Genomic DNA, 13,798 nt, shown 5'->3' on the forward strand with positions numbered 1-13,798 from the left:
GACGAGCGAGAAAGACCGGGCTATCGCCCAATGGGGCACGGCGGTCCGGTGGAGCGACCTTCATTCAAGCGGGCCATACAGAATCGATTATGATTAGCTCGCAGACACACATTTCTGCCTATAACCCTGTTTTCGGGCATAAAAAAGGGGACGTTTCCGTCCCAAAGATAAGAAGAAGGGTTCTGCCCCCTCCAAAAAACAGAACCCTTTTCTTTATCGAAGCATCAAGCTTCCGTAAAGCAAGCTGTAGTATACCACCGATCTTCACGAAATCACAACATGTTTTTTCGGCGAATAGCAAGACAGGGCAATGATCTGGGATGATAGCGCTGCCCAAGGATTGTTTGCAGTTGCGACGCATGAGCTCGAGGGCGCCTTTCAAGCTTTGGGGTTCTTCGTTGCAGAGAGGGGTTGCGCGCGGAGTGCGACTCTGCCGAATGAGCGCGTTCCGTCAATTCGTCATGCTATACTGAACCCCGAACAAAGGGGGAAGCGTATGGTGAACATTCCTAGTCCGGCGGTGTCCATAGTTGGACGCCATAATTCGGGCAAGACAACGTTGATCGAAAAGCTTATCGCTGAACTGGTGGCTCGAGGCCTCGACGTAGGTAGTGTGAAGCACCACAGCCACGTGGGCTTCGATATCGACATCCCCGGAAAGGACTCGTATCGCCATCGTGCCGCTGGCGCAAGCGAGACGGTGATTGCGGCTCCGGGCCAGATGGCACGCGTGAAAACCGTCAAAGGCGAAATTGAGTGCGCCGATATCGTGCGCAGCATGCCCGGCCACGACATCGTGGTGGTGGAAGGTTATCGCAAAAGTGGGCTTCCTACTATTGAGATCATGCGCTCGGGCAACGAAGCCGATGCGCGTGTAGCTGACGTGTTCGCCGAAGGCGCGCGTTGCGGTTGGCCGCTCGGCACTGACTTTACGCAGTTCACGCGCGGTGCGGTTCCTCCTGCCGACGACCCAGTCGCTCACGAGATGCTCGAACGTTCGCAGCAAGCGCCCGTTCCGGCGACGGGTAGCCATTTCGCCGTGCAGCATCCCGACCATGCCGACATTTCCAACAAGCTTCCTACGGCGCAGACGGTTGCGGTGGTGACCGATATAGAAGAGGCTCGCCAGGCTGCTACCGTCTATGGTGTTCCGGCGTTCGATTTGGACGACGTTTCCGGCTTGGCCGACTTTGTTTCGCGCCGATATGCCCGTCCTCGCGTTACCGTGGTGATTCAGGCCGGTGGGGAAGGTCGTCGTATGGGACGCAGCAAGGCGACCGTTCCCTTTGCGGGCCGACCGTTGATTTCCCGGCTGGTCGAGCGTCTTGCCCCTGCATCCGACGATCTGGTCATCACCACGAACGAACCCGATAATCTGATGTTCCTGTATGACGAGTTCCCTCAGTACCGCATTCAGCTTGTGAGCGACGCGTGCGGCTATCGCGGAGCTTTGCCCGGGTTGTATACGGCTTTGCACGCGGCGGGGAACCCGTACGTTGCCGTGGTGGCGTGCGACATGGTGTTCGCATCGCCTTCCTTGGTTGTTGCCGAAGCTTTGGTCATGAACGAATCGGGCGCCGACGTGGTGGTGCCGGTCAACAAGCACGGATACGAGCCCTTCCATGCGATATATCGTCGGTCGGGATGCTTGCCTGCCGTCAAGGCGGCGCTTGACCGAGGAGAGAAGCGCGCTCAATCGTTCTTCTCGGATGTGAAGGTGTTCGAGTTCCCCCAGTCGCGCGTTTTGGAAGCCGAGCCTATGGGCGGCTGCTTCATAAACGCCAACACGCCCGAAGAACTGCACGCCTTGGAAGAGTCTTTTTTGGAGGCATAGCATGCCCAACCTTATCGACATAGTCGAAGTGGCCGAAGCACTTGAGAGCAAGGCCGTGTATTTGGCCTCTGATCGGTGCACGGTGGTGCGCAACCGCCATTCGTCATGCACGAAATGCTCGGATGCGTGCCCGACCGGCGCGGTTCATGCGGTGGACAACGTGCTGTCGCTCGATGGGGATGTTTGCGTGGCTTGCGGGGCCTGCACGACGGTATGCCCGACCGAGGCGCTCATCCCGTTGCGCCCGCTCGACGAGGATCTTGCGTCCAGCATTGCCGAGGGCGTGGTCAACACCGAGGGCCTTGCCGTGTTCGCATGCGCGCGCATCGCGTCCAAGCGTACGGGGGACCCGCGCCGCTATGCCGAGGTGCCCTGTTTGGCTCGGATGGAAGAAAGTGTGCTTCTGGGGCTTGCCACGCGCGGCGTGGAGAACATCGTGCTGGTTGATGGCATGTGCTCGACGTGCAAATTCAGGGCAAACATTCCAGGGATCGACGCCACGGTTGCTTCGGCGAACAGCCTGATGGCCGCGCAGGGTTCCGGCATCCGTGTGACCCGATCCTCGGAATTTCCCGAAACCGTTTTGCTTGAAGACAAGCGCAGCTTGCTGGGTGAATCGCGCCGGGGGTTCTTCACTAGCGCTCGTTCGCGCGCGGTGGATGCGGCTGGGAAAACCGCCGAAGTGATGGTATTCAAAAACGATGGTGCTGCCGGTCCGTCGCTGCGTGATCGCCTGCGCATGTCCGATGCGGGAACGCTCCCTCAATTCAATCCCGAGCGCCGTATGCGCGTGCTTGACGCCATGGATAGACTGGGCGCGTCGACAGTGCCTGAAATTGATACGCGACTGTTCGGGTCGGTGTCGATTGACGAAGAAGCCTGCAGCTCATGCGGCATGTGCACGGTGTTCTGCCCTACGGGTGCACTCAAAAAGAGCGAGATGAAGCCCGCGGACGGCGAAGGCAGCTTCCTTGAATTCTCGGCGGCCGATTGCGTGCAGTGCCGCCTGTGCTCCGACGCATGTTTGAAGAGTTGCTTGACCGTAAGCTCTACAGTGAATACCGATGAGCTGTTCGACTTCGAGCCACGCCTTATCCATTTGCCCAACCCTCCGAAGCGCACGGGGATTTTGAGCGGTTTGAAGCGATAAACAGGCATTCGGGTGCGGACGGAAGGGCGGTGGCCTTCCCGCCTTCTGGGGTGTGCTGGGCTGTAAGCCTGCCGGATAAAAGGGGCCGCCATGTATGCAAGCCAGATTCGCGCCATTGCTCGAAGCGTTCTACGGGGCATGTGAGGCGTCGCGCTCATCGTTACCCTGGCAGCCGTGATCATAGGCGACGTGAATGCCGCCGTGCTGCCGTCTTTCACTGTTCAAGTGGGCGATGCGTTCTATGCTGTCGGCAGTTCTGACGGATTTCGGTACTTGGCGCACGTTCCGTTTGCGTTTGAACCCGCGCCCTTCGCGTTCGAGCTTGCTTTTGCGGGGCCGTCCGGCTTTTTGGGCATCGTCGCCGGCGTCTATGGCATTGTCGTTCTGATAATCGGCGGGGCGGTGCGCCAAGGGCTTTGCCAGTTCAACATAAACCTGATCAAGAAAGACGCCCCTGCGGAGTTCAATGTTTTGTTCTCGAAGTTCTCGAATCTGGGCAAGTGCCTTTTGTTGAATCTTGCCATGTGGCTTCTCATTCTTGCATGGTCGCTGCTGCTCATCATTCCGGGTATCATCGCTGCCTATCGCTACGCTATGGCCCCTTACATCATGGCGCAAAATCCGGACATCGGCGTGATGGATGCCATCGGCCAGTCCAAGGAGCTTATGAGGGGGCACAAAGGCCGGCTGTTCTGGCTGGATTTGACCTTCGTCGGCTGGGCGCTCCTGTCGGTTTTGACCTTTGGGATAGGCTTTCTCTGGCTGAATCCTTACATGGAGGCAGCGCGGGCGGCTTTCTATCTGGAGCGAACGGATCAGCTTCCAAGCGCGTACGAAAACGGTTCCGCTTCCATTTGATTCAGAGGCCAGGGCGAAAAACGCTCGTGCTCGAAGACCTTGGGACGGCTCTTCATCGAGTTTGGCTGTGTTGATTTATAAACTGTATTGAAAATGAGTACAGAACTGTTGTATAAAGCAGGTACAACAGACAAGGGCCGGTCGTCCTCGATCGGCTCGTTCGATTTTTGGAGCGAGTATGAACAGCGATTTTATGGTAGCGGTGCACGCGCTTGTATATTTGAACCATAAGGCGGACATCGTTTCGAGCGAGGCGCTTGCCGAGAATATTTGCACGAATGCGGCGCGCGTGCGCAAAGTGATGGTGCCGCTCAAACGTGCGGGCCTGGTGTCTACGCGCGAAGGGAGCGTGGGCGGATATCGATTTGCGGCCGATGCCGCTGAAGTGAGCCTGCGAACGGTGGCCGATGCTTTGGGCGTGCATTTCGTCGAATCGACCTGGCACAGCGGCAGTCATGACATGGACTGCCTTATCGCGTGCGGGATGGCCGACATCATGGACGGCATCTTCGCCGACCTGAACAAACGCTGTCTCGAGGAGCTTGCTCGAACAACCGTGGCCGATATCGATGCGAGCATATTCGAGTCGCGCATCGAAAATGCGGGTCGCGCACAGGATTCTCTTTCTCTAGCTCCCGACAATTCGACCGCCTAGGAGGCTTTCATGGGCTTTTCTCTGGAAACGAGCATTCCCGCTTTGACGGTGTTCGCTCAAGGGCTTCTGAGCTTTTTCTCTCCCTGCGTGTTGCCGTTGATTCCGCTGTACGTAGGTTACCTTGCCGGTGGTGCAGGCAAGGTGGGCGAGGATGGGGTTATCGAATACCCGCGTGGGAAAGTGCTGGGCAACACATTGTTCTTTGTTGTTGGCGTGAGTTTCGCGTTCTTTTTGCTGGGCTTTGGGTTCACTGCCCTTGGACAGTTCTTCACGGGCAACCAGCGTATGTTTTCGATGGTTGCAGGCGTTATCATGGTAGCGTTCGGCCTGTACATGCTGGGTGCGTTCGGGAAGACGCGCATGGTTGAAACCGAGCGTCGTCTGCCGTTCAATTTGAGTAGATTTGCCATGAATCCCCTGGTTGCTTTGGTGCTGGGCTTTACGTTCAGTTTTGCCTGGACTCCCTGCGTGGGTCCCGTGTTAGCCGGCGTTCTGCTCATGGCGTCGTCGAGCGCGTCCGCCATGGCGGGCTATGCGCTCGTGGGCGTGTACACGCTGGGCTTCGTGCTCCCGTTTTTGGCGGTGGGCCTGTTCACGGGCGAGGTGCTGCGCTTCTTCCGTACGCATGGAAACGTGGTCAGGCACACGGTTAAAGTGGGCGGCGCATTGCTCATCGTCATGGGCTTGATGACGGTGACCGGATGGATGAACGGCGTGACCAGCTATCTTTCTTCGTTTGGCGCGGCGCCTGCTGCGCAGGAGCAGTCTGCTGATGGGACGGGCGGCAGCGCGGGGGCCGATGCGGGAACCGGGTCTGGATCGCAGCCTTCTTCGCCTGATGGGGACGCTGTTGGAAAGGGTTCCTCGGGGGATGTCTCTTTGGCTCCCATGGCTGATATCTCCTTGGTTGATCAGGACGGCGTGGAGCATAAGCTGTCTGATTATCGTGGCAAAACGGTGTTCCTGAACTTCTTCGCCACCTGGTGCGGCCCGTGCCAGCGCGAGATTCCCGATATTGAGGCACTGTATAAATCTCGCGGCGAAAATCAGGATGATTTGGTGGTGTTGGCGGTGGCGAACCCTAAAACCGCCGATAGGCCGCAGAACAGCGATGTGTCCGAGGCCGAGGTGAAATCGTTCATCAAGGAATACGGCATCACGTATCCTGTGCTGATGGACACGAAGGGCCAGTTGTTCAGCGCGTACGGGATCAGGTCGTTTCCCACTACGTTCATGATCGACAAGGACGGCAACGTGTTCGGCTATGTTACCGGAATGCTCACTGCCGATGTCATGAACAGCATCGTCGAACAGACGATGACCGGTGTGCGTAAGTAGCTGCTCGACGCGCTTCTTTCTAACCGCTCGTTCCGTTCTGGACGAGCGGTTTTTGTCTCATGACATTTCGGGCGGTGAGAAGACTTTGCTAGCGGCCTGTCCAAATCATGCCTTTCGTTTCTAGAGCGCTTGGGCGAAGCGCGAGATCTCATGCTTTACAGTGTAAAGAAATCGCGCTACCATTTGCTTTACAGTGTAAAGCAAACACTGAGGGGACCCGGCGCAAACGCTGGGCCAGGGCATCAACAAAGGAGGAGCAATGGGAGAAGCGGACGTTTCACGTCGTGCATTCCTCAAGGGCGTCGGCTTGGCCGGACTGTCCGCTGGAGCGATGGGTGCATTCGGGTCTGCAGGCATCGCGTTTGCCGACGACGCGGCGGCCAGCGCGATGTCGAGCGATGAGGTTGATGTGCATCGACGGCTTGCCGGTGACACAAGCCTGATTCCGGCAAACAAAGCTGTTTGCCCCGGACCGCGCGGACCGGTCGGATTCGAGGATCGCAACATCGCTGCAAGCGAGATAGGGTCTACCGAAGACTGCGACATTGTGGTGGTGGGCGCCGGCATCGGCGGCCTTATGGCAAGCCTCAAAGCCGCAGAAGAAGGCGCGAAGGTTATCTGCATTGAAAAAATGACGAAGGGCCGCGGCTGCTTCGAATGTTTTGGCGCCGCAGGTGCGAAGTGCCAGGAAGGCACGGCCATCGACAAAGTGGCGCTGCTTGATGAGATATATCGAAGCGCATATTGGCGCGTGCGCCCCGAACCCACGCGTACTTATGTTGACCGCTCGGGCGAGGCTACGGATTTTTGGCAGTCGATGCTGGACAAGGGGCAAAACGGCTTTGTTATATCCAAGGTTGAAGGGGCTCCTTCTACTAACGGCATGCCTGCGTTGAACCCGCTTATTGATACCGAACTGGGTTTTTACGACAGCCCCTCGCTTCCGCCTGATGCGGGCGTGCGTTCTGGTTATTCGGGCATTTATGTGTGCCTTGAAATGCAGGAAGTAGCAAAGCTCTATGACAATTTGGATCTGCGCTTTGAAACTCCCGGCGTGCAGTTGGTTCGCGATGAGTCCGGTCGTGTAAGTGGCGTTATCGCTAAAAGCGGTGATACGTACACGCAGATCAACGCTGGCAAAGGCGTTATTCTTGCCACTGGCGGCTATGATGCGAACCCTGATCTCATGCAAGCCTGGACGCGACCGGAGGACTACGCGACGTCCAGCTGGTGGAATCCTGGTTGGGGGACTACCGGCGACGGGCATCTGATGGGCATCAAGATAGGTGCTCAGATGGATTCTTGCCCGCAGCCAGTCATGAACTTTCGCTGGGGCAATCCGGATTCGTTTTATGATGCGCGTACTTGGAACGCTGTCTACTTCGCGCTTATGGTCAACGGTCAGGGGAAGCGTTTCGTGCGCGAGGATCTTCCGTTCCAGAGCGTGTCCAATGCTCAAAACGCTCAGCCCGGCTATGGCAAGAATTGCTGGCAAGTGTTTGACGAGACCATGTTCGAGGGCATGGAAGACGCGGTCGACGAGTTTAAGGGGAAGGGTTGGCTCTTCGAGGGCTCTTCTCCTGAGGAGCTTGCGAAGCAGTGCGGCGTAGATCCTCGGGGTCTTGCGGACACTATCGTGCGCTACAACGGGTTTTTTGAGGATGGTGTAGACAGAGATTTCGGGCGCGATCTTTCCCAAACCATGCCGTTTACGGGGACGCGCTACTTCGCCCTGACTACGAATAGCTGCGTATTGGCTACGGTAGGCGGATTGACTATCGACGGCGAATGCCGTGTTCTTGACACGGATGATCAGGTTATCGAGGGTTTGTATGCTGTCGGCAACGCATCGGGGAATTTCTTTGCAGGGAATTACCCGCGTCATATTCCAGGAACATCTATCGGTAGGGCTGTCACGTTTGGTTACGTGGCTGCCGAGCATGCCGTGAAGGGAGCGTAAGGAACCATGTTGAATGCGAACCGATCCGTGCGCGTGAAAACTGCTGTTTTTGCCATTGCGCTGTGCTTTACGCTCGGGCTTATGGCATGCGCACCAAGCGGAACTCAGGGAAACTCATCATCTGCGGCGACGACGCAAGCATCTGGTGACGGCGCGGGGGCTTATGTGTCCGACGAGCAATGCTTGAGCTGCCATGGTGGAAGCTACGAGGCTCTTGCTAAAACTACGTCGTCGTACGGGGCCAGCAACCCTCATGATTCCATCCACGGAGGCTACAATTCCTGCGTGAATTGTCACGCAAAGGATAAGGAGATTACCGACAACCAGTGCCTTCATTGTCATGATTGGCCTCATGATCCCACGGCAGCGTAACGTGCGATTCGTCACTTGTCTGCTTAGTGGCTTAAGCTCCCGCTTCTTGATTGCATAATACGCAGGCCGGCCTTTGTGCCGGCCTGGTTGGTTTTCGCATGATGTGCGTTCGGTGCCTCAGGGCGCGCGAATCGTCGTGCTATGCTGACGATGAAACTTATGCGCGTCGGGAGGGAGCATCGTGGGCTCGGAGTTTGCGGGGAATCGAAAATGCGGACTGAACAAGGACGTTATCATTGATGCTGCCTATCGCATGATCGATCGCGATGGATTGAGCACGTTTACTATGCGCGCGCTCGGAGCGGAGTTGGGCGTTTCGGCCATGGCGTTCTACGCGCACTTTTCTTCGCGCGAAGAAGTGCTTGCGGCGGTGCTTACGCGATTTATGGAAACGATGGATACCGATCCTGTCCCCGGTGAACGCTGGGATGATACGCTGCGTCGTACTATGACCTCGATCCATCGAGAGTTTTTTGCGCATCCGCACATGCATGATGTGGATAGCGGGATAGATCCGTTCGTTTCGTATGCGGGGTTAGCGGCGCATACTGAGAAAATTGTATCCCTGCACCTTGCGCAAGGGATGCCGGAGGATATTCTTGCTAAAACGTGGGCAATGGTCGATGCGTTTCTTTCCGGATTCAACGCCAGTGCGATTGGAACCGCTCGCCTTCGCAGCGTAGAAGAGGCGAGCGGCGATGCATCTTCCTGCTTGCCCTCATGGAAGCGTATCGTGCACAATGCCTATACTGAAGAGTCTTTTGCCAACGGCATCGAGATGATCATCATCGGCGTGAGGGGGTTGGCCGCACCTGATCCATGCGAATGGCGCACACCTGCGTAGACTGCAAATGAGCGCGCGAAGCGCCCGCTGAGGTGGGCGCTTCGCGCTGGAGGGTCACGTACAGCAGCGGCGCGCGCGGAGAGGAGGGCGCGCGCCCGCGTGAGGTGCGGTTATTTTTCTGCCAGCAATTTGACCACGTGCAGGGCTTCGGTCATCGTGCGGCCGCAGGCTACGCCGTGCATCTGGTCGGGATAGTTGCCGCTGAACAGGGAGCCCGAGCAGTCGCCGGCGGCATACAGGCCCTCGATGGGTTCGAAGCTGGTGTTGAGAGCTTGGCAATCTGCGTTGATGCGAATGCCGTCGATGGTGGTCAGCAGCGTGCCGCCTAGTGTGGCGCCGAAGAACGGAGGCGTGCGCAGTTCGGATAGACGGTACGCCTCCTTGCCGAAGTCCACGTCTTCTTGGGCGTCGAACAGCTCGTTGTAACGTTCGCAGGTGGCCAGGAAGTTCTTCTTCGCGTCGTCGTCGAAGCCTAGCTTGTCAGCCAGTCCTTCAAGGGTGTCGGCCATTTGCAAGCGACCGTCGGCCAGCTCCTTCTCGAAGTACTTCTCCAGATCGTACGTGCCATCTTCGCGCTTGACGCGCTGAACGCCCATGCGGGTGCCGGCGCTGCAGCCCAATGTGTGGAAGCGCTGCACATCCTCGCCGAAGTTGCCGTCCCATACGCTGATGTACACGCCGCCAGGTTGCTGAGCCGCCGCGTGCGGCAGGTAGTCGTAGTCGGCGGATTCCAAAGCGAAACGCTTGCCTTTCAGGTTCACCTTCAAAAACGGCTGCGTGCCCGGGTTGAACTGGCCGTTGCTCGGGAACTGCGGCTTTCCCGCTTCGATGGACTCCTGGGTGTAGCCAGCCGTGGTTCCGGGTGCTACCAGACCGCGATCGAAGATCATGGTGGCGCTCGTGATGTCCTTTACGGCACCGGCCCAAAGCGCGGCTTTGATGCCCATGCCGTCGTTGTTCTGGTTGTAGCCCAAAGCGGTAACCGAGGCGGTGGTGATGGGGGACAGCGCTGATAGCATGGCGGGGTTGGCGCTGTAGCCTCCGGTGGTCAAGAGCACGCCTTTTTTGGCGTTGATCTGCGTGTAGCCGTTGTCGGTCTTGAAGATAGCGCCCGCTACCTTGCCGGTCTCGTCGGTAACCAGCTTGGCCAGTTCGTGCTTGTAGGCAATTTGATAGCCGTTGTCGTTCATGACCTTTTCGAACAGCTCGTTGCGAACCGGAACGCCTTCGCGTCCGCCTTCGGCGTTGCCGTAGTGATGCTCGCCGCAGGGGGTGTAGAAGGGGGTGGCGCCCATGCCGCCGGGCATTTCGAACTCGTCGGCGATGACCTTCGCGCCCGCAGCGCTCATGTACTGGTCGACGTACTCGAACATGGCGTTGCTCTCGTTCATCCACATGTTGATGAGATCCTGATCGCAGGTGCCGCTGGAATAGCGGGCCCATTCTCCATGCAGCCGAGCGCGATCGGTGCGGTACCCCTGATCGGTGAAGGGCTTGGTGTCAACGGCGTTGAACCAATGGCGCGTGGCGCCCACCTCGGAGCCCTTTTCGCACAGGATGAAGTCCATTTTCTGGTCGGATGCATAGGCGCCCGCAATCATGCCGCCGTTGCCTGCGCCTACGATGAGCAGGTCGGTATCCTTGGTCTCCGAGATCTCGCTTTCGGCGATCTCTGGCGCGGACCCCAGCCAATCGACCGTGATGGCCGCGCTTCCATCGTCGATGGCTACGGAAGCGCCGTCCGCGACCGTCTTCGCTTTCGCGGAATCTGCCGCTTTCGCGTCGTTTGCTCCAGGAGCCTGCGGTGCGCAGCCGGCCAGCCCGATCGCGGCCAGTGCGCCGGCGCCTGCCATGCCCCCTAGAAAGCTGCGACGGGAAATTCCTTGTGATTGCATAACGTCCTCCTCTGGATGTTCTTCCTTGCCGATCGGTTGAACCGTTCGGCATCCCTCGGTTTTCACCGTACCGGCATTGGCCATTGCTGAAACCACCCTGCAAGGGGTGTTTCGATCAGGTTTTCGGGTCGGGCTTTGCTCCCCCTTGCGGGGTGATTTACCGGAAACATACCTGGTGGAGCTTGGGGGATGTTCGCGCGATGCTCGCGATGGCCGCCCGGTTCGCCTACAATGGAAGGCATACGATCAGGGGAGGGAGCCTTGCAGTCGATCACACAACGGGTTCGCGGCTTGGGAGAAGCCGTGGACTCTGCTACGCTGCTTTGCGTGGTGGGTCTTGCCGTCATGGGATGCGTCGGAGGCGTTCTGAACGCAAGCCTGTATGCCCGCGTAGCCCAGTACTGCGGAATCGCGCGCGAGATGTCGACGATGTTCGCGGGCGCATTGTTCTTGCTGATATTTCTGGCGTCCACGCGCAAGCCGGCCCTGATCGAGCGACGACTTCTCACCGTGGTTGCGCTCGGCTGCGCCATTACGGCGGCTTTCGTTTTGGAGTTCGCGCTCGCTTCCAAGAACGGCCCTCTGACGGTGGTTGGTTTTCTGTTCTCCAACATCTCATCCGTCTGGGCTTCCGTCATGCTTTTAAGCGCCCTTTCGTCCTTGCGATCATCGAAGTCGGTGTTGGTCGCCGTGGTGTGCGGCATGGCGTTAGGCGAGGCGGTGCGCGTGGTCCATCCTTCGGTGACGTTTGAGGTCGGGGTTGTTGAGGTAGTGGCTTGCTATGCCTTGGTCACGGTTCTGCTCTACCGTTGCGCGGGGTCGAAGCTCGAGGAGATATCGCATGGCGCATCTCCCGCCAGCCTTGAGCTTTCGAATCCTGAATCGTTCCTGCGGCCGGCGCACGCCTTGTTCTTGTGCGTGGCATTGTTCAGCGTGGCCACGGGGTATGGTTTGACGCTCAATGAAGTTTCGCATGCTCCTGTGAGCGTGGACGTTTCGGCGGTCGTGCTGCTGGGCGTGGCGTTATGGATGCTCCTTTCGGGCGACGATGGCAAAGAAGATTCGCTGTTCTCGTTTTCCGTGCTGCTGGTGGTTGCGGGGTTCATCATCGCGCCGTTTACGTTCCTGACGGATCTCCCTTCGGCCAACGCCTTGCTGCGCATCGGCGTGCGCTGCTTCGACATGCTGGTGTGGTTGGTGGTTCTTTCGGTTGGGCGCCGCAACCTGTTCGCCCTGCTGCCGACGTATGCGCTCGTGCGCTTCATGAGCGCTGTCGGCACGGATGCGGGGGCCGTTGCCGGCCATACGACGAACGACTTGGTGGGGACGAACGGCGATGCCGCCATGCTGATTGCCGAGACGGTGCTGTTCGCGTTCGTTGCCTTCCTGTGGCTGGGTTTTCGAAGGTTCAGCTTCACGGACACCATTCGGGGCGTAGTGGGCATGGGCGCGCCGGCGGATCGTGCGCGGGTGCAAAACGGGTCGCCGGAAAACGAACCTGCGCCGCAAGGTGAAAGGGAGGATTCCCCGACAATCATTTCGGTTGCGCCGAGCATCGAGGATCGATGTCGTTTCATCGGGGCGGATTGCGGTTTGACCGAGCGCGAAACCGAGATATTCGCGATGCTGGCGCGCGGGCGCAACGGGCAATTCGTCATGGATCATTACGTGGTTTCTCGAAACACGGTGAAAAGCCACGTCAAGCATATATACGCCAAACTGGGCGTTCACTCTCAGCAAGAGCTGATTGACCTGGTGGAGGATTGGCGTGCGCCGGCATCGCGACCTTAGCTTCCAAGCAGGAAGCGTTCGACTTCGCGGTTGAACGCTTCGGGGTTCTTGGCTGCTACGAAGTGATCTCCGGGAACGAACGCCAAGCGCGCATCGGGCAGGCTTTCGGCGATCAGCCGCGTGTGGCTTTCCTTGATCATGTCGTCCGTGCCCGCTATTACGAGCGTCGGCACGTCAAGCTTTTTCAGTCGATGCGGATCGATGTTCGGGTCGTTCACCATAAGGCCCAGCATCTCGGCGTTGTCGCGTGCTTTTCTGCTCCAGCGGGCAAGCAGCGATGCCGCGCGATACCCCAATTCGATGGGGATCTGAACGGATCGCCTCACGCCGGCCGCGTTCAGGTTCGCGCCGTTCAGGATAAGACGGTCCACGCGGTCCGGATGTGCGAGTGCGAACGTGAGCGCGATGTTGCCGCCGTCCGAGAATCCCAGAACATGGGCGCGTTCGATGGCGTGTGCGTCCATGAATCGCAGCAGGTCGTCGGCGAACTGGCGAATGGTGAACGGAGCGCTCCCTCGCGGCGATCGGCCGTGCCCGCGCGTGTCCAGGGCGATCACGCGGAAGGTGCGCGAGAACCGTTCGATCTGATGCTCGAAGTACGTTGAGTCCTCGCCGTTGCCGTGCAGCAGGATAAGCGGCGCGCCGGATCCTTGTTCGCGGCAATGCAGCTTGATATCCATGGCGCGCTTCCTCCCTTGCTCTGCAGTCGTTTTGGCGTTCCGCCTTATCATAGACCACGCGTGCCGCTTGCGCCCCTTGCGTTGCGGCGAGGTGCGTGGATGGCTTGGGGTTTGAGTGGCTGGCGAAGGGGCGGAGGCTCAGATTTTGGTCCCAAATCGGGACCTATGACAAAGTTGGCTTTGGAAAACTTCGGGTGTCGAATATGCACAAGCGTTTGAGCTGGGGTTATTCTGAGAGTGTTTTGATCGTGCGATCAAAATCGATCCCAGGAAAGTTGAAAGCGCGTCCAAAGCTGTCATAGGTCCCGATTTGCGCCCAACTTTCGCCCAACCGCCATCTATCCGCGCATCGCCGCGAGGGAGCGCTCCGTTCACCATTCGCCAGTTCGCCGACGACCTGCTGCGATTCATGGACGCACAC

12 protein-coding genes are annotated in these 13,798 nt (G+C 58.4%); 9 read left to right on the forward strand and 3 right to left on the reverse strand.

Going from position 1 to position 13,798, the window contains the following annotated elements; genetic code table 11:
* Window positions 1-496 precede the first annotated feature (496 nt).
* The 8 genes from mobB (at window position 497) to DMP08_RS12000 (ending at window position 9,011) form a co-directional block, all read left to right on the forward strand.
* Window positions 497-1,834, forward strand: a complete 1,338-nt coding sequence (mobB, locus tag DMP08_RS11965) for a molybdopterin-guanine dinucleotide biosynthesis protein B (RefSeq protein ID WP_123193107.1) — start codon at window positions 497-499, stop codon at window positions 1,832-1,834.
* 1 nt (window position 1,835) lies between these two features.
* Window positions 1,836-2,984, forward strand: coding sequence for a 4Fe-4S binding protein (locus tag DMP08_RS11970; RefSeq protein WP_123193108.1), 1,149 nt, complete (start codon window positions 1,836-1,838; stop codon window positions 2,982-2,984).
* A gap of 174 nt (window positions 2,985-3,158) precedes the next feature.
* Window positions 3,159-3,842 carry a DUF975 family protein gene (locus tag DMP08_RS11975; RefSeq protein ID WP_123193109.1) on the forward strand — a complete coding sequence of 228 codons (684 nt, stop codon included), beginning with the start codon at window positions 3,159-3,161 and terminating at the stop codon, window positions 3,840-3,842.
* A gap of 178 nt (window positions 3,843-4,020) precedes the next feature.
* Window positions 4,021-4,497, forward strand: coding sequence for an RrF2 family transcriptional regulator (locus DMP08_RS11980; RefSeq protein WP_123193110.1), 477 nt, complete (start codon window positions 4,021-4,023; stop codon window positions 4,495-4,497).
* Between the two features lie 9 nt (window positions 4,498-4,506).
* A complete protein-coding gene (locus DMP08_RS11985) occupies window positions 4,507-5,835 on the forward strand; it encodes a cytochrome c biogenesis protein/redoxin (protein WP_123193111.1) in 1,329 nt (442 codons plus the stop codon).
* A 259-nt stretch (window positions 5,836-6,094) separates the two neighbouring features.
* The gene (locus DMP08_RS11990; protein WP_123193112.1) at window positions 6,095-7,795 is read left to right on the forward strand and encodes an FAD-dependent oxidoreductase; all 1,701 of its coding nucleotides are present in this window, start codon (window positions 6,095-6,097) and stop codon (window positions 7,793-7,795) included.
* Window positions 7,796-7,801: 6 nt separating this feature from the next.
* Window positions 7,802-8,167 (forward strand): cytochrome c3 family protein, encoded by a 366-nt coding sequence (locus DMP08_RS11995; RefSeq protein WP_123193113.1) that lies wholly within the window; start codon window positions 7,802-7,804, stop codon window positions 8,165-8,167.
* 181 nt (window positions 8,168-8,348) lie between these two features.
* Entirely contained in the window at window positions 8,349-9,011 is a 663-nt protein-coding gene (locus DMP08_RS12000; protein WP_244596986.1) for a TetR/AcrR family transcriptional regulator, read from the forward strand.
* Window positions 9,012-9,121: 110 nt separating this feature from the next.
* On the opposite strand, the gene DMP08_RS12005 is transcribed toward DMP08_RS12000, so the two are convergent.
* Complete coding sequence (locus DMP08_RS12005) at window positions 9,122-10,906, reverse strand: FAD-binding protein (protein ID WP_123193114.1); 1,785 nt, start codon at window positions 10,904-10,906, stop codon at window positions 9,122-9,124.
* 303 nt (window positions 10,907-11,209) lie between these two features.
* Here DMP08_RS12005 and DMP08_RS12010 point away from each other — a divergent pair, with 303 nt between their 5' ends.
* Entirely contained in the window at window positions 11,210-12,697 is a 1,488-nt protein-coding gene (locus DMP08_RS12010) for a helix-turn-helix transcriptional regulator (protein WP_244596987.1), read from the forward strand.
* Here the strand turns inward: DMP08_RS12010 and DMP08_RS12015 are convergent.
* Together DMP08_RS12015 and DMP08_RS12555 are read right to left on the reverse strand one after the other, a co-directional pair.
* The gene (locus DMP08_RS12015; protein WP_123193116.1) at window positions 12,694-13,377 is read right to left on the reverse strand and encodes an alpha/beta fold hydrolase; all 684 of its coding nucleotides are present in this window, start codon (window positions 13,375-13,377) and stop codon (window positions 12,694-12,696) included. The two genes, DMP08_RS12010 and DMP08_RS12015, sit on opposite strands and share 4 nt — an antisense overlap.
* Window positions 13,378-13,603: 226 nt before the next feature.
* A partial coding sequence (locus tag DMP08_RS12555) for a hypothetical protein (RefSeq protein WP_211328438.1) occupies window positions 13,604-13,798 on the reverse strand: 195 nt, incomplete at its 5' end.

The sequence above is a fragment of the Paraeggerthella hongkongensis genome (assembly GCF_003726035.1).
Classification (GTDB): domain Bacteria; phylum Actinomycetota; class Coriobacteriia; order Coriobacteriales; family Eggerthellaceae; genus Paraeggerthella; species Paraeggerthella hongkongensis.